Here is a 15518-nt window from a genome sequence, read left to right on the forward strand (position 1 = left end):
CTTCGGCAAGAGAGAAGACAAGCCAATCCTCCGTGCCACTTCGTGAAAGGCCCGGGCATTGCCGGAATTGCGGAGTAGGAGGACCTTTTAAACTAAAGTATATATCCAGCGTAATGACAAGGATATGCAGTGGTTGTGGGGATCAGCTGCAGTTGTGAGGTGAACCATGGTAGAGCTTATTTGTCCGGACTGCGGCGGTGATATGGTTGAATTAAAAACTGATGTTCACCGATGCAAGTGTGGTTTTACAGCGGAGCAATTGAAACTGATCGATTTAGAAGATTGTCAGCAATAAAGAAATTCCCCCGGCCTATGGGGATAGGGTCACCGGGGGAATGTTTGTTCTATACTCATCCATATTGTACCATGATCGGAAGGATGAGAGGAATGCTTGTTATGGATATGGACGTACTTTTTCCGGAGGCCACGCCGGCCGATATTGTTAAGACTAAATCAGAACTTGCCAGCTATGCGAAACGAAAAAAACAATTTGATGATTTCGAGAAAAACCCGCCTGAATCACAACTCCAACAAGAACTATACCTCCGCCTCCTTAAATTCACCAGGAACATTGAGCGTGCAATTGCACAGATCCTTGACGCGGATGTGAAGAAGATTATCGAATACAGGTATGTTCAAGGAAATTCAAGAGCTGCTACCATTATTCGTTTCCCTCTTTATTGTGAAAAAACCGTGGACCGTAAGCTGATGGAAGGCATCGAGTCCATTGCAAATACTTTGAAATACTTGGAGTGAAATAATGTCCATTTTCTGTCCGAAACAAGTCCACAGCATGTCCGTGAATACACGGTACAGTAAGGTCATAGGAGCTGAACAAGCTCGGGTGAACCTACTGTACCCTTACCATCGTAGGTACTCGGCCATGCTGTGGGTTTGTACTATAAAAGGCAAACCTTAGACGTTTATCGTCAAGGGTGTGGAGATGGGGCGGGGTTTGAGACCCCTAACTTTTATTTCACCAAAAGTACCATGCGAGAAACCATGATTCTCGTGATTTGTCGTTTGTTACTTTGAAGGGCTGCTCATGCAGTCCTTTTTTATTGAGAGGAGGAGGGCCGGTGAAGACGGCAATAAAAGCAAGGCAAGAAAGCAACGCCCACCTACAGCCGGCCCAATGCCGTGGTTGTGTATGGGGAAGATGGGAAGGAAAACAGTTCTGTAGTAAGCAGGTTTGTGTGAGAAAGAAAAAGCAAGGTGATCAAAGATGAATACGGTGAGGCCGCTTCGCGATGCCGAAATCATCAACGACATACTGGACCACTTGAATCAAACCAATAAAAGAAACTACTTGCTTTTCCTTACTGGAATCAACACCGGTTTTCGCATTAGTGACATCCTTAAACTTCGAGTTCGTGACGTTCAAGGCACTCACATTACGATTAGGGAAAAGAAAACACGTAAGGAAAAGTCAATTCTAATAACAACGAATCTTAAAAGAGAGCTTAGGTTATACACCGAGGGAATGCTTCCTCAGGAGTATTTGTTTAAAAGTAGGCAAGGACCAAGCCGACCGATCGGTAGGAGTATGGCTTATAAAATTATGCAAGGCATTGCTGATGACTTTGGACTTTCAGAAATTGGGTGTCACACTCTGCGGAAAACGTTTGGTCATTGGCATTACAAGCAGAACAAGGACATCGCAATGTTAATGAATCACTTCAACCATTCCTCTGAGAAGATCACATTACGGTATATTGGAGAGCTTCAAGACTCCATGGATGCGGTAATGAAACGATTCAAAATAGGTTGAGTTCAGCATATTGCGGGTAGGTGTAACTGTTTTTAGAAAACCTCTTTTCTTCTAGTAGAATCAAGGGTTTCGAGAGTCGCATCAGTTAAACAGAATATCTGTTATGGATAACTCAATCGTTCACAAAGTGTTCGTATTTCATGCGAATATTAACCTGTCAAGGAGGGGGGTGCAACAATGCTTAAGAAGCTGTGGAAGCAGATCAGAGCCAAGAATGAGGTACGCAAGACTCGTAAGGCACGGGCGGCACGTCGTCGCATGTGGCGTGAATCTTGGACACTATTAGAGGGCAAGCAGCAGGAGTGGAACTAAATAATGGCCAGGCATCCTGAGATATACGCAACAGCGGAATGGAAGAAGGCAAGGCGGACTGCTATCATTCGGGCCGGTGGCCTTTGTGAGCTTCATAGTAAGAAGGGCAAGGTAGTCAAGGGTAAAGAGGTTGACCACATCATAGAGCTGACAGACGATAACAAGCATGATTGGAACATAGCATACAACCCTGACAACCTCCAATATCTATGCTCTGACTGCCACAACCATAAGCATTCCAGGAGTAACGGATTGCAGGATTTCCTCTTACCTCCGGAGTATCCCCCCGGGGGTTAGCTTTTGGGAGCATATTGTCTATACCGTACTGGGGAGCTTCATTTTTACTCGCGGGTGAAATTTGTACCCCCCTCCCCAAAGTTACAAGCGCTTGTGAATATATGGACAGAAAGGAGTGATGTTATGGCGATATCGACAGGGAAGACAAGAGAAGAGAGGATTAAAACGGAATTCAACAGATTGAAGCGTCTGCTAAAAAATCTGTCCAAAGATCAACTCTCTGCTGCGGACGGCCTTATTCGACGAATCGCCTTCATGGCAATTACGTTGGAGGATCTTGAAGCGGACATCAACTGTTACGGAGAAGTGGAGTCATTTTCTCAGGGGGACGCTACCTATGACCGTCAAAGACCGGCTGTCACCATTTACAACGCGACCATCAAGAACTATACCACTGCATGTAAGCAGGTAATGGAGCTGGTGCCAGCTTCGGCTCCGAAGACGAATGAAGCAGATCCTTTTATGAAAATCATGGGTAGGAAGTCCACTCCAGTAAGGAAGCATGGCTAGCACACCGGAATTCATTTATAACTGGCACCAGTATGTGAAAAGAGAACCGAAGAAACATGGGAACGACATTAAAGCGCTCATGAGGTTGGTCGAGCGTCTTCTGCGAAGTAAGGTTGTTTATTACGATCCCACAGATGTAGAAGCGTTTATCGAATTTTGTTCGTTTATGAAACACCGCGAAGGTAGATGGGCGGGGGATTCGTTTGAACTGACAATTGAGCAAAAATATGTTATCGCATGCGTTTTTGGTTTTAAAATGTATGACCAAGAGCTTCAAATGGAAGTTCGTTACTTCCGGGAGCTTGTTTTGTTTGTCGCTCGTAAATGGGGAAAGTCCTTCTTTATTTCAGCAATGGCTTTATTCCTGCTTATGGCTGATGGTGAACCGGCTGCTCAGGTTTGGTGCCTCGCTACTATGAAGGCGCAGGCCGGTATCGTATACGACAATGCAAAGAGCTTCCTTTTAACCAGCGATGTCCTCACACCATCAGAAGATCCTAAAAGATATTGGCGAACAAAACGGGACAAGGATAATTCCGAGCTGATCTTTTTTAAGCCAACGAACAGTTACCTTAAGGCAGGAAGTAAAAATAGCAATTCTCAGGATGGACTTAACCCGCATGCCTATGTGATCGATGAATGCCATGCTATTACACAGCGGAACACCTATGACGTATTCTCTTCAGCCGTAGGTGCTCGCACTCAGCCGCTTGGCGTAATCATCAGCACGTTTGGGTTTATCCGTGAGGGAATTTTCGACAGTGTGCTGGAAAGGTGTCAAAAGGTTCTATCCGGTCAAAGCAAAGAGCGTATGTTCCCAATGATTTTCCGGATAGATGACGATGATGACCCTTCGGATAGAAGCTGCTGGATTAAAGCTAACCCAGGCATGGATGAAGCTAGACCGACAATGAGCTACCTGGAAGGCGAGTATCAAAAGGCGTTGGAAGATCCAGCCCAGATGCCAAGCTTTCTGGCAAAGCATCTTAATCGCGCCAGCGGAACGAGCGTAATCTACTTCGATTTACATGAGGTTAATAAGTGCGTAGACGATATGTCCTTGAATATGATTCAGGACCTTTATGCCGTCGGCGGCGTGGACTTGGCCGAAACGACAGACTTATGTTGCGCTACGGCACTTGTACCATTTGGCGGGAAGCTGCATGTGTTTCAAAAATATTTCATTGCCCGTCAGCGGCTGGAAACAAACAGCAAAGCCGACAAAATGGCATATGAAAGCTTTTGCTCCACCAATGCGACTGATCCGCTGAACAAGGAGCTATTGCATATCTGTGAAGGGAGCATGGTCAGAAAGACAGACGTAACTGCATGGTACAGAGAGTTGGCAGAAACTTACGGCGTTACCTTTTGGAAAATCGGTTATGACCGTTGGCATGGTGGCGACTGGGCAGATGATATGGAGACAAGCGGCTTTCCAAAAGAGGACGGGGATAAGGGCGTTACTTTCCCGGTTGCCCAAGGTGCGCGGTCGCTTTCAACACCAATGAAAGAAACACGAAGCCTTTTTAAAGACGGATCAATTGTTTTCGATCGGCATAACGGGTTATTTCGTTGGTGTGTTACAAATACATCAGGCCGGATTGATGTGAACAACAACGTCCAGCCGGACAAAGCAAGGAGCAGAGGGAGGATTGATGGTTATGTATCGTTCTTAATGGCTTATGTCGCTTATCTTAAGGTCCGGGATCAATTCGAACTATACCAACCGTGAGGAGGTGAAATATCTTGAGTGTATGGAAACGGGTTACCGGGATACTTGGGAGAGGGAAGGAAACGGCAACGGTTTCTCAGATCATTGATTTGATGAACCGAGGAGCCCCGTTGCTTAACGTAAGTCGTGATCTTTACAACATTCCGGAGGTTAGAACAACGATTAACTTCATTGCTGAAAAAGTCAGCAGTGTTCCGTTTTATCATGTCCGTTCTGACTTCGAAGGGAATATAGCCATAGTACCAGGAAGTGTTCAGAGGGTCCTTACGATTAGGCCCAACCCTTATCAATCTCCACAGGTGTTTTGGACGTATGCGATTACCAGGCTTCTGCTCTCCAACAACGTTTTTATCATGCCAGAGTGGGATGATCGAGGCCAGCTGCAGGCACTTTATGTTATGCCATTTACTCGGTTTGAGTTTGATAAGGATGAGGATGGGCGAGCGGTGATTACCTTTCCGTATGAGAAGCGATATTCGTGCTACTACGATGACATCATCCATCTTCAGCGCTTCCCGACAGAAAAGGGCGGATCATCCCGGCACGCCACCAGCGGATATGTCGAAATTGTTGGCACGATGCAAAATCAAGCTGTTGAAGACAGCAAGAACAGTCAACGTATCGCAGCACTGCTGCAAGCGAAAACAGCGCTGAAGTCGACGGACATGAAAAAGAAGCTGGATGAGTTCAAGGATCTATTTCTTACTTCTGAGAACACAACAGGTTTTGGGATGATCGGTGCTGAATATGAGGTCCATAAGTTAGACATGAAGCTTTCACCTCTAAACCGTGAAGTAATGGAGGCCATCATTGGATATCTATACAACTATTTTGGAGCTTCAAAGGAGATCATTACGCACACGGCCACGGAGCTAGTGTATGAACAGTTTATCGACAATACCATTAAGCCGATTGTGTATCAGATTGAAGAAGAACTGACATACAAGCTTTTTAGCAGCACGGAGGTAGGACATAACAACCGGATCAGCGCCGAACTGATTGATCTTGAAATCAGCACCCTATCTGCAAAAACTGCATTCTTCAAAGAAATGCTATTCGGTGGGGTGTTGAATCGAAATGATGTTCGCCGCAGGCTGTCATTCCCTAAGGGGCCGCCTGAGTTAGATCAATATATGGAATCGAAAAACTTCATGGCGATTGGACAAAACGCAATTGTGGGGGGAGGTGATAATCTTGAGCAAAACGGAACAGGAAAAGAAGTCCCCGCTGGTGAATAAGCGCGGGCATAGGCCTTTGCAATACAATGATGACAAAGCCGGCATTCGTGCCGTTACAGAGGAAGTTGAAGGTGGCGTACCTGTTCGCAAATTGCGAGGGTACGCCATTTTGTTTGATGTCCTTGGTCAGCCGTGGCGTGGAAGCGAGTGGCAAGAGAAGATAAGCAAGAGTGCGCTGGAAGGCGTTGACCTATCGAAGCTTGTTCTTCTTTGGAATCATGACCCCACTTGGGTTTTAGCCCGCAATGGAAAAAACATGCGGGTCGAGGTTGATGATGTGGGACTGTTTGTAGAGGCCACCATTGGAGGCACATGGTTTGATGACTATGTGCATGACCGGGTAGACCGAGAAATCGTTGACGGTATGAGCTTTTACTTCGACAGCAAAGCCATTATCGCAACCGATTGGACGAACAAGATCGACATTATAACGAAAATAAACGAGATCTACGAGGTCAGCTTACTCCCGTTCCCGGCATACGACGATACGGTTATGATCACTGCCGATGACAGTCCCGATCCGGAACCAGCACCTGAAGATTCTGCTGCATTCCAGTCGGCACTGACAACGCTTATGCAATACATGTAATCAATTAAAATTCTGAGGAGGAAATACCCCTATGACACACAAAGAAATTGCTGAGCTTCGCCGCAGAAAGTCGGAGCTTCGTTCCAAACGTAAAGAGATCCGCGAACAGGTGAAAAATCATCGCGGAGCATCTGCAGAAGAAATGAACTCATACGCAGAGCAGCTGAGAACCATTTCTGAAGAAATGGATGATATCGATGACAAGCTGGCCGACGCACCAGAGCAGCGCGGAGCTGGCAACATGCCGCGCGGTCAAGAAATCACAACAGAGAATTTCAGAAGCTCTACAAAATATCGTGATGCATTTTACCGTAGCTTTATTAATCGGAACGTCTCTGCTGATGATACCGAAATCATGGAGATGGGTAAGCGGGCAATCACTGACCTGAACGGTGGTAGCATCACAAGTGGAGCGGGGTACCTTGTCCCTCAGACCACACTGGATACAATTCAGTCCATCATTACGAAATACGGTCAGGTGTATTCCGCAATTACGAAATACGGTTTTACCGGTAATGTAAGCCTTCCGATCGGTACAGCGGGTGCACCAACGGACAACGGCGACGGAACGATGACGCTCAACTTTACATTCACTGAAGCAACAATCGAGCAGGAAGCCATCGTCGCAACAATTAAAGTGAAAAACGTACTGCTGAAAAACAGTATTTCCGCACTTGAAACGTACCTCGCAATGGAAATGGGTAAATACATCGGAACGTATTTGGACAGCGCGGTTATTAACGGCGACGCTGGATCATTCACGGGCATTGTGCCGTCCATTACGGCTGCACCAACGGCCAAGAAGACTTACTCCCAGATGAACTGGGATAAATTAATGGATATTGAAGCAGAAGTAGACAGTCCGTATGGAGACGATGCAGTTTTCATCATGCGTCGAAAAACATTCTTTAACCGGTTCCGGAAAATGACCGATGCAGGCGGTGCGCCAATCACGACCACAATTCCTATTGTGACCGGGAACGGGAAGACGAAGTTCTACCTGGACGGACATGAAGTCATCTTCACAACGGCAATGGCCATCGATGATATCCTGTTCGGTGACATTAAGCAATATGTCGTGAACGAGTCTCAGGAAATTACAATTGAGTCTTCCAGCGTCGGTGATGATGTGTTCGGTAAGGACCAAACGATGTGGCGCGGTAAGGTGTACAGCGGCGGTCGTCCGATGTTCCCTAAACAAACGTTCACACTGTGGGGATACTCCGCGACTTAATCGCGGAGTTTTCAACTATAACGAAAGGGTGATTTTAAGTGGCTAAAAAACCAAATAGTCCAGATGTTGATGATGTGCCTGAAAAGGCGAATGTTGGAGGCATCGAGGTTCTCCTTTGGAAAGCAAACCGTCCTCTGACAGTTGAGGAACATGAGCACTTATCCGAAAAGCTGAGCTTCGAATCCATGAAGAGCGGCATTCCTATCGTGTTAGTGCCATTTAGCGTTGAGACGGAAACCGCTATTGCGGGTGATCCCGTTGCCGCTGACGAATAATGAGCTGCTTGAAAAGGTGAAAACGGGCTTAAGCGTAACGGGTACCCACAATGATGGAAATTTAATGGCCAAGATGTTGGCGGTTAGGCAGTACATGTTGAATGCGGGGGTTACGGCTGAGCAAATTGAAAGTGATCTTGGCGTTGCAACGCTGACACTTGGGGTGTCCGATTTGTGGAACTCCAACTCCGGTGAGGTCAAGTTCTCTGAAGCTTTCACGGTGATCTTGCTGCCCCAGCTCATGGCGGTGAGTCTGCCATGAGATTCGCTGAGTTAATCCAACTGATCCCGCTGTCCTATGTCAGCTCAGGCGACGTTGATTCTGTTCAGGAGGGTGAATACCGCTCTATATTGGCGGAAATGAAATCCATCCGGCAGTCCGAATATTACCAAGCGATTGGGAATTCAATTCAGCCTTCGGCAACTTTTGTAGTGTGGTCAGATGAGTATCATAAAGAGCCCCGCCTGGAACATAACGGGGTTCTCTATGAGGTTATTCGTACCTTTGAAACCAAAAGTCGAACGCTTGAATTGGTCTGCTCAGCTGTAAATGACATACAAACCAACCTATCTGAACTTAGGGACAGCGTGGAACTATGGCATTATACTTTGAACCAGAACAGTATGGGTGAGGATTCACCAGTGCCGGAGCGGGTGTGCACGGTTCCTGCCAGAATTGAATATAAGGGTGGTTCATCAAATACAGCGGATGATGTCATAGAGACGGTCAACAACCTTACCGTTACCATCCGGTACCGCGCTGGTATTACTCCGGATATGTACTTAATGATCGACGGTAATCGCCATGATATTCGCTTCATAGAAGATCCATTTAACCGTCATGAGACGCTTCTGTTGAGTGTTGAGAGGGTGGATTCATAATGCTGAGCCGCGCACACATCAATAAGGCGGTAAACGACGCTATCAAGACAATATTCCCAACAGTCCCGATACAAAGCAGTGATATAGAAGAAGGCTTTCCAAGGCCTTCTTTCTATGTTTCTATCGAGACGAATTCGACGCAGCAATACCAGTTTTCTATCATGCGGGATATGACATGCCGTATTAAGTACTTTCCGAAAGACAGGAATCTGAATAAAGAAGAGGTTTATGACGTTCAGGATAAGCTTGAGATGCAGTTTGGACTCACGCTACCTGTTGGGGACCGCGTTTTCACCATTGACGGGGCCGCAACCGAAGTGGTGGACAAGGTATTGCACTTTTCGTTTGATTTTTCTTATTACGAGTCAAAGGATCAGGCACCGGAAGGTCCGCTAATGGAGGAGCTGGAGTTCAATGGCTGAATTTGACATCGACTACAGCAACGTGGAAGTCTTCAAAAATGAGTTGGATAGCCTGCAGGAGCTATTTCCACGGGAAGCCCGACAAGTCATGCTTCGCTCAGGCTCGAAGGCTCGCGGCATAGTAGCTAGAAAGGCTAGGCAGCTGGTCAAGAAGGTAACCGGAACGTACTTGAGATCCATTAAGCGCGGGAAAGTGTGGATGGATGAGGGTGAGGAATCCTTTAAGGTTCGGATCTACACCGGCGCACCGCATGGACATCTCATTGAATACGGACACAGGATCGTGGATAAGTCAGGGAAGGAACTCGGATTTAAGGAAGGCTACCATGTATTTGATAGGGCGGCTGCCGAAGTTTCCGAGCAATGGAATGAGATCCTAGAACGCGAATTCGACCGGATCATGGACAAATTGTGAAAGGGTGAATGCAATGGGCTTGCCCGAAATTAATATTATTTTTTCCACTTTAGCCGTCTCGGCTATTGAACGTAGTAAAAGAGGGGTTGTCTCCCTCATCCTAAAGAATGCCGGAGCTTTTGATACAAAGGAATATCGATCAATTTCGGAAATCAAAACGACTGATTGGACAGCAGATAATATAGCATACATCAAGCAGGCGTTTTTAGGCGGACCCTCCAAGGTCATTGTCGAAAGACTGGATACGGCGGCAACAACATATAGCGATGCTCTTACGAGGTTAGGAGGTAAGCGTTGGAACTACTTGGCCATTCCTGGTATTGCGGCTGCAGATGTCCCGGATATTGCTACACAAATTAAAACGTGGCGGGCGAATAAAAAGATCTTTAAAGCTGTACTTCCGAACAGTGTTAGTGATCACGAAGGTATTATTAACTTCACAACGGATGACATCCTTGTCGGCGGTGTAACATACGAAACATCAGAATACACGGCTAGAATTGCGGGAATTCTGGCAGGATTACCTTTAACTCGCAGTGCAACTTTCTTCGAATTGCCGGAAGTGGAGTCAATAACGGAGAGCGACGATCCAGACGCAGACATTGATGCCGGCCAGCTGATCCTCATCAATGATGATGGGAAGATCAAGATTGGTCGTGGCGTTAATTCTCTCACAACGCTAACCGGTAAAAAGGCAGCATTTCAAAAGATAAAGATTATCGAAGGTCATGACTTGGTTGTCGAAGACATCACACGCACGTTCAAAAATGAATATGTCGGCAAGGTGAATAACAGTTACGACAATCAAGTACTGTTCCTGACCGCAATAAATGCATACCTACGTGGCCTGACAGGCGAGGTCTTGGATGCTGCTGGCACCAACACGGTAGCAGTAGATATCGAGGCACAGCGGCAAGCATGGGAATCCATTGGAACTGATACAAGCGAATGGGACGAGAAAAAGGTCAAAGAAACCAGCTTTGATGCCAAAGTGTTCCTATCTGGTTCTCTTAAATTCTTGGATGCAGTTGAAGACTTAGACTTTAAAATTTCTGCATAGAAAGCGGGTGTCCTAATTGCATAAAGCTAATCGGATCATTAACGGCACATTTGGACGTGTGTGGGTTGATGGAGAATTATGGGCTGAAGTCGACAGCTTTGAAGCTAAAGTCACCATCAACTGGGAAGAAGTGAATTTTGCCAATGACGGGGCGACTTATCAAAAAGCAACTGGATGGAAAAGCGACGGCAAGATGAAAATCAAGAAAATATACTCACGCGTTCAGCGGAAAATGGCTGAAAACGTTAGAAAAGGAATATATCCACGATTGGAAATCGTCGGCAAGGTAGAAGATCCCGATACCCGAGTTTCCGAGAGGGTTGCTTTACATGATGTAACGATCGGCGAGTTCATGCTTCTAAAATTCGAAACGAAAACACTTGGCAGCGAAGAGATTCCATTCTCGTTCAGTGACTACGAGATGGTTGATACCATTGCGCCATAAGGAGGATATTTCATATGGGTAAAAAGTTAACCATTACTGAATTGATTGCTCAGAAAGAGCAGCTGAAACAAAAAACAAAGAGGACACTCACGCTTCATATCGAATCATTGCAAGGAGAAATTGTGATCGAGGAGCCCAGTAGGGCACTCGCTCTTGAGGCGATAGAGATGGCCCAGGATGACATGAAAAGGGAAATGTCAGATCCTTTCGTAGTATACAATTGTGTGATTGAACCGAATCTGAAAGATCCGGAACTACTTAAAGCCTATGGCTGCGTTGAGCCAACGGATATTGTCGACATGATCTTCAAGCCGGGCGAAATTGGAGCTATTAGTGGACATGCACTGCAGCTGGCCGGTTATGGCGATGGCGTTAAGAAGATGATCACGGATCTAAAAAACTAATCAACTCCGATAGTGACCTGTATATGATGCATCATTTCAGCAACAGGGGTCACCCACTATCGGAGTTGCTTAATTTAGATGCAGCGGGAAAACTTTTTATGAAAGCATCCATGTTACTGTATTTTGAAGAAGAAGCGAAAAGGGATGAGAGCCGGTAACCCCGGCTCTTTTTTTGTGCATTAGGAGGTGGGAATTGTGGGAGCCAAGGATATATCCAAGACGATGACGCTCAAGGATGGTGTTTCCAGTGTTCTCGGTAAAATTAGCGCAGGTACCGTGAAGTATAAAAAGGACCTACAGGACTTAAAACAAACTGGTAATGATACATGGACTTCACTTCGGACTGGGATAGTTACAGTTGCTGGCGTTGCTGCTGGTTTTTTTGGCTTAGGCGCTGCTGCGGAATTTGTAGGCAGGTCAGTCGAGGGCGTTGAAGCGATGACTGAAGCATCTACAAAGCTGGCTACCATCATGAAAGGAACGGTAGGAGCCACAAATGCACAAATTGAGTCAGTGAAGACTTATGCAGATGAATTGGAGAAAAGCGGTGTTGTCGCTGCCGATGTTACCCTGGCAGGATCTCAGCAACTGGCAACTTTCTCTTTACAGTCAGACACCATCAAAAAACTGATGCCGGGTATGAACGATCTACTAGCTCAAACGAAAGGTGTCAAAGCGGCACAAGGTGACGCCGTATCCGTAGGTAATTTATTTGGAAAAGTAATGGATGGACAGACCGGGGCTTTATCTAAGCTCGGCATAAGTTTTACCGCAGCTCAAGAGAAGATGCTAAAGCATGGAACTGAACAACAGCGAGCTGCAACGTTAGCAGAGGTTATCTCGAAGAATGTTGGCGGGGTTAATAAGGCACTAGCTCAGACTGATGCGGGGAAGCTCGCGCAAGTCGCTAATGCTATGGGCGGTATAGAGGACGCTGTAGGTTTGCTTTATTTGAAAGTGAAGACCGAGTTTGCCGGAGTCTTCCTCCAGTACCTGCCTCAAATTACTACATGGGTTGAAGGGGCAGCCGGCGCAGTAACTTCATGGGCCGCGAACGGTGGGATTGAACGGGTTGCTGCAGGTATCAAATCAGTTTCAGATATAGCTAGCGGCACATATCAGTTTTTTAGAAACAACTGGACATTGATTGGACCGATTATATACGGTATTGTTGCTTCCTTTACAGCATACAAGGTATCTGCCATGGGTGCCGCCTTTTGGACTGCTGTCTTTGGTAAAGAGGCGACCTTTTCCTCTATAAGTACTGCCTTTATGGGTACAGCAGCCCTTGTAGCTTCTGGTCAAATTAGCATCTTGGCTGGAGCACAGCGATTATTAAATGCTGCATGGAATGCAAACCCCATAGGTGTAATCATCACGTTACTTGGATTGCTAGTGATAGCTGGTATTTATGTGGTCAAGAACTGGGAACAAGTCAAGCTGGCGGGAATGCGAACCTGGAACACAGTCGTGGGTGCAGCCGAATGGGCAGTCAATAAGTACTTCACTTTTGCTAACTTCATGATGAAAATTTATAAGTATGCCTGGGACAGTATTGAGTACGCTGGCAAAAGCATTTGGAATGGCATCCTGACAGCGGGTGAAGCAGGCGTAAACGGATTTATAGGGTTAGTTAACTCTATGATAAATAAGTCCTTAGAAGGAATTAACTCGCTGATCGGTAAAGCGAATAGCATTTCTAAATCGTTAGGACTTGGCACCATTGCTAATGAGCTCTCTTTTGAGGGCATGAAGAAAGTTAGTTTTGGCGGAGCTAAAGCAAATGCTGAAAAACCAAAATGGGACAGCGGATTCAACGTATTCCCCCAAGTTAATTTTGGCGGCGCGAAATTCAGTGACGATGCTATCATGAAGCAGGTCAGCAAGGTCCAGGCAGAAAAGGATAAGAAGAAAGGCAAGAATGACGACCCACTGACAAAGGCTCTAAAGGAAAATACTGCAGCACTGGCTAAAAACACGGAGGAAACAGGCAAAAACACCAATGCGACCGGAAAAAATACCGAGACCCTTAAAGGTAATAAGACTGGTATGGATATTGCGGACGGCTTGCTGGCCAGAGTGGAAAGGCACATGTATGGAGTATAAGGCGGTGGTAGCTTGATTAAGGTGTTTCTAAGCATAAAGAACAATAAAGAGGTGCTGCAGCTGCCGGTACCGCCGAACATGTACTCGATACCAGGCCCGTGGAAAAACACTCAGGTTGATGGCTTAAAGCAAACTCTGAATATCATCGGCCTAAAAGGTTTGCGTTCTGTTGAAATATCATCATTCTTCCCAGCTGCCGGACACAACTATCCTTTCCTTCAGAACAGAACCATGTGGGGAATGCAATATGTTGATACGATTGAACGTTGGAGAGGCCTTCGCATCCCCATTCGGCTCGTTATCATTGACTCAAGCGGTAAGAAGACAGAAAACATGGCCGTAGTGATCGATGATTTTACTCATGGTATGGCTACGGATGGGGATATCCAGTATACCTTGCAAATGAGCGAATTTCCATTCGTAAGCACAGGAAGGTGACTTCATGTTTACAATGAATTTGATCAAAAATGACGGCTCCAAGATATTCAACTTAACTCCCATCATCGGCGCAGTTTCTTGGGACTCCAATTTATCTCTTATGTCTGTCCTTGAATTTGAATTATTTTGGGCTGACAATACACTTCTTCCTAAGAACCCCGTTGACCTGGGTGATGTTGTTATCCTGAAGCAAGACAAAGAGGAAGTATACAGGGGAATCGTCGTGACTGAGGGCCAAGCAGATCGGGGAGCGATGAAATACACCGTTTATGATTATGCATGGTACTTAGGAAAATCGAAAAGCGTTTACCAGTTCAACAAGGTCCCGGCCTCAAAAGCAATCCTACGTATACTGAAGGATTTTGGAATGCTTGTAGGGAACGTCCCAACAATGAACACCATCATTGATGAGATATTTTTAGAGAAGAGTCCTGCAGCCATCATTGAAGAAATCTACAAAAGGGAAGAACGCCGGACCGGGAAACGTTTTAATGTCGAGATGCGGAAGGGCAAGATTTACTTCGAGGAAATGAAAAATCTTGTCATTAAAGGCACCTTCCGTTTATCCGAGTTAGAGACGGAGTATGATGTATTGTCCAATCCGTTAAGTGCCAGCCGTACACGTACCATTGAATCTTTACGAAACCGAGTGAAGATCCTCATCGAGCGGGATAACGGAAAGGAGAATGCCGGGAAGGCTAAATATGAAGTAGTTGCTAACGCAGAAGATCAAGGCTTAATTCGAAAATATGGGTTGCTTGAAGAAGTCTTTAAGATCGAGGCTGAAGACGCTGCTAAGGCAAGAGAAGTTTCCCGGATTCTACTACAGCGATTGGCCAGAGTCCAGGAGACTAATACTATCAAATTAATAGGCGATCCCGCATTTAAAGCTGGTCGCCTTTTTGATGTCTCTGAACCATTAACCGGAATGAAGGGCCGGTTTATGATTTTGTCCGTTAAGCATAATGTAGCAAATCAGTTTCATACGATGGACCTTGAGCTCGTCTTGCCTCAAGAAGTGAAGTAAGGAGGTTCATATGAGCAACAGTTTAGATTTACTGGCGCGTCGGCTTGTGGAAATGCATAAAGCGAACGCGAACCCGCCAAGCACCGCGCCGAGAATCGGTGTGGTAATAACATCAACTCCGTTAAAAATACGATGGGGTGACCAAATCCATATAACCGAAGACAAGCTATATGTTCCCAAACTATATAGGGAAGGAATCAAAATTCCTAACAGGTACAAGAACATCGACGGGTCTATGGTAGATGAAATGATCCTTTGGAAGATCGCGTTAAAACCTGGCGACCAAGTGCTAATTATGCCTGATGAGAATTTAAGGCAATGGTATGTAATCGACGCATTAACGTAAAAAGGAGGGTCGGGA

The 15518-nt window shown here is 45.9% G+C and carries 21 protein-coding genes; all 21 read left to right on the top strand.

The genetic code is table 11. From position 1 onward, the window contains the following. Positions 1-396: 396 nt before the first annotated feature. The 21 genes from ACFSUF_RS18875 to ACFSUF_RS18975 all read left to right on the top strand — a co-directional run bounded on the left by ACFSUF_RS18875 (position 397) and on the right by ACFSUF_RS18975 (position 15503). Positions 397-756: a hypothetical protein gene (locus tag ACFSUF_RS18875; protein WP_377605394.1), complete on the top strand. Its 360-nt coding sequence runs from the start codon at positions 397-399 to the stop codon at positions 754-756. A gap of 469 nt (positions 757-1225) precedes the next feature. Further along, the gene (locus ACFSUF_RS18880) at positions 1226-1771 is read left to right on the top strand and encodes a site-specific integrase (RefSeq protein WP_377605396.1); all 546 of its coding nucleotides are present in this window, start codon (positions 1226-1228) and stop codon (positions 1769-1771) included. A gap of 177 nt (positions 1772-1948) precedes the next feature. Continuing rightward, positions 1949-2083 (top strand): hypothetical protein, encoded by a 135-nt coding sequence (locus tag ACFSUF_RS18885; protein WP_377605398.1) that lies wholly within the window; start codon positions 1949-1951, stop codon positions 2081-2083. Between the two features lie 3 nt (positions 2084-2086). After that, a complete protein-coding gene (locus ACFSUF_RS18890) occupies positions 2087-2380 on the top strand; it encodes an HNH endonuclease (protein WP_377605400.1) in 294 nt (97 codons plus the stop codon). Between the two features lie 123 nt (positions 2381-2503). Then, positions 2504-2890 (top strand): hypothetical protein, encoded by a 387-nt coding sequence (locus tag ACFSUF_RS18895; protein ID WP_377605402.1) that lies wholly within the window; start codon positions 2504-2506, stop codon positions 2888-2890. Next, entirely contained in the window at positions 2883-4622 is a 1740-nt protein-coding gene (locus tag ACFSUF_RS18900; RefSeq protein ID WP_377605404.1) for a terminase large subunit, read from the top strand. The genes ACFSUF_RS18895 and ACFSUF_RS18900 overlap by 8 nt, the downstream gene beginning before the upstream one ends. Before the next feature lie 14 nt (positions 4623-4636). Next, positions 4637-5860, top strand: a complete 1224-nt coding sequence (locus ACFSUF_RS18905) for a phage portal protein (protein ID WP_377605406.1) — start codon at positions 4637-4639, stop codon at positions 5858-5860. Next, on the top strand, positions 5817-6449 hold the full coding sequence (locus tag ACFSUF_RS18910; RefSeq protein ID WP_377605408.1) for an HK97 family phage prohead protease: 633 nt from the start codon (positions 5817-5819) through the stop codon (positions 6447-6449). Before ACFSUF_RS18905 ends, ACFSUF_RS18910 begins: the two co-directional genes overlap by 44 nt. A 31-nt stretch (positions 6450-6480) precedes the next feature. Beyond that, positions 6481-7683 carry a phage major capsid protein gene (locus ACFSUF_RS18915; protein ID WP_377605410.1) on the top strand — a complete coding sequence of 401 codons (1203 nt, stop codon included), beginning with the start codon at positions 6481-6483 and terminating at the stop codon, positions 7681-7683. Positions 7684-7721: 38 nt separating this feature from the next. Continuing rightward, the gene (locus ACFSUF_RS18920; RefSeq protein WP_377605412.1) at positions 7722-7958 is read left to right on the top strand and encodes a hypothetical protein; all 237 of its coding nucleotides are present in this window, start codon (positions 7722-7724) and stop codon (positions 7956-7958) included. Further along, positions 7942-8220 carry a hypothetical protein gene (locus tag ACFSUF_RS18925; protein WP_377605414.1) on the top strand — a complete coding sequence of 93 codons (279 nt, stop codon included), beginning with the start codon at positions 7942-7944 and terminating at the stop codon, positions 8218-8220. Before ACFSUF_RS18920 ends, ACFSUF_RS18925 begins: the two co-directional genes overlap by 17 nt. Further along, entirely contained in the window at positions 8217-8840 is a 624-nt protein-coding gene (locus ACFSUF_RS18930; protein ID WP_377605416.1) for a phage head closure protein, read from the top strand. Before ACFSUF_RS18925 ends, ACFSUF_RS18930 begins: the two co-directional genes overlap by 4 nt. Continuing rightward, positions 8840-9262, top strand: coding sequence for a phage tail terminator family protein (locus ACFSUF_RS18935; RefSeq protein WP_377605418.1), 423 nt, complete (start codon positions 8840-8842; stop codon positions 9260-9262). Before ACFSUF_RS18930 ends, ACFSUF_RS18935 begins: the two co-directional genes overlap by 1 nt. Continuing rightward, positions 9255-9677, top strand: a complete 423-nt coding sequence (locus tag ACFSUF_RS18940) for an HK97 gp10 family phage protein (protein WP_377605420.1) — start codon at positions 9255-9257, stop codon at positions 9675-9677. Before ACFSUF_RS18935 ends, ACFSUF_RS18940 begins: the two co-directional genes overlap by 8 nt. 13 nt (positions 9678-9690) lie before the next feature. Then, positions 9691-10737, top strand: coding sequence for a phage tail sheath subtilisin-like domain-containing protein (locus ACFSUF_RS18945; protein WP_377605422.1), 1047 nt, complete (start codon positions 9691-9693; stop codon positions 10735-10737). 16 nt (positions 10738-10753) lie between these two features. Beyond that, a complete protein-coding gene (locus tag ACFSUF_RS18950) occupies positions 10754-11182 on the top strand; it encodes a phage tail tube protein (RefSeq protein WP_377605424.1) in 429 nt (142 codons plus the stop codon). 14 nt (positions 11183-11196) lie between these two features. Then, positions 11197-11586 (top strand): phage tail assembly chaperone, encoded by a 390-nt coding sequence (locus ACFSUF_RS18955; RefSeq protein ID WP_377605425.1) that lies wholly within the window; start codon positions 11197-11199, stop codon positions 11584-11586. A gap of 195 nt (positions 11587-11781) precedes the next feature. Next, entirely contained in the window at positions 11782-13692 is a 1911-nt protein-coding gene (locus ACFSUF_RS18960; protein ID WP_377605427.1) for a hypothetical protein, read from the top strand. Positions 13693-13713: 21 nt separating this feature from the next. Continuing rightward, the gene (locus ACFSUF_RS18965) at positions 13714-14130 is read left to right on the top strand and encodes a hypothetical protein (protein WP_377605574.1); all 417 of its coding nucleotides are present in this window, start codon (positions 13714-13716) and stop codon (positions 14128-14130) included. Positions 14131-14134: 4 nt separating this feature from the next. After that, positions 14135-15157 carry an XkdQ/YqbQ family protein gene (locus tag ACFSUF_RS18970; RefSeq protein WP_377605428.1) on the top strand — a complete coding sequence of 341 codons (1023 nt, stop codon included), beginning with the start codon at positions 14135-14137 and terminating at the stop codon, positions 15155-15157. 10 nt (positions 15158-15167) lie between these two features. Next, positions 15168-15503 (top strand): DUF2577 domain-containing protein, encoded by a 336-nt coding sequence (locus ACFSUF_RS18975; RefSeq protein WP_377605429.1) that lies wholly within the window; start codon positions 15168-15170, stop codon positions 15501-15503. Positions 15504-15518 lie beyond the last annotated feature (15 nt).

The sequence above is a fragment of the Paenibacillus gansuensis genome (assembly GCF_042684925.1).
Lineage (GTDB): Bacteria > Bacillota > Bacilli > Paenibacillales > DY6 > Paenibacillus_N > Paenibacillus_N gansuensis.

Coding starts and splice junctions, on each gene's coding strand:
- ACFSUF_RS18890 (WP_377605400.1), top strand. CDS start 2,087: ATGGCCAGGCATCCTGAGATATACGCAACAGCGGAATGGAAGAAGGCA.
- ACFSUF_RS18955 (WP_377605425.1), top strand. CDS start 11,197: ATGGGTAAAAAGTTAACCATTACTGAATTGATTGCTCAGAAAGAGCAG.
- ACFSUF_RS18935 (WP_377605418.1), top strand. CDS start 8,840: ATGCTGAGCCGCGCACACATCAATAAGGCGGTAAACGACGCTATCAAG.
- ACFSUF_RS18880 (WP_377605396.1), top strand. CDS start 1,226: ATGAATACGGTGAGGCCGCTTCGCGATGCCGAAATCATCAACGACATA.
- ACFSUF_RS18885 (WP_377605398.1), top strand. CDS start 1,949: ATGCTTAAGAAGCTGTGGAAGCAGATCAGAGCCAAGAATGAGGTACGC.
- ACFSUF_RS18900 (WP_377605404.1), top strand. CDS start 2,883: ATGGCTAGCACACCGGAATTCATTTATAACTGGCACCAGTATGTGAAA.
- ACFSUF_RS18915 (WP_377605410.1), top strand. CDS start 6,481: ATGACACACAAAGAAATTGCTGAGCTTCGCCGCAGAAAGTCGGAGCTT.
- ACFSUF_RS18940 (WP_377605420.1), top strand. CDS start 9,255: ATGGCTGAATTTGACATCGACTACAGCAACGTGGAAGTCTTCAAAAAT.
- ACFSUF_RS18875 (WP_377605394.1), top strand. CDS start 397: ATGGATATGGACGTACTTTTTCCGGAGGCCACGCCGGCCGATATTGTT.
- ACFSUF_RS18895 (WP_377605402.1), top strand. CDS start 2,504: ATGGCGATATCGACAGGGAAGACAAGAGAAGAGAGGATTAAAACGGAA.
- ACFSUF_RS18930 (WP_377605416.1), top strand. CDS start 8,217: ATGAGATTCGCTGAGTTAATCCAACTGATCCCGCTGTCCTATGTCAGC.
- ACFSUF_RS18975 (WP_377605429.1), top strand. CDS start 15,168: ATGAGCAACAGTTTAGATTTACTGGCGCGTCGGCTTGTGGAAATGCAT.
- ACFSUF_RS18945 (WP_377605422.1), top strand. CDS start 9,691: ATGGGCTTGCCCGAAATTAATATTATTTTTTCCACTTTAGCCGTCTCG.
- ACFSUF_RS18970 (WP_377605428.1), top strand. CDS start 14,135: ATGTTTACAATGAATTTGATCAAAAATGACGGCTCCAAGATATTCAAC.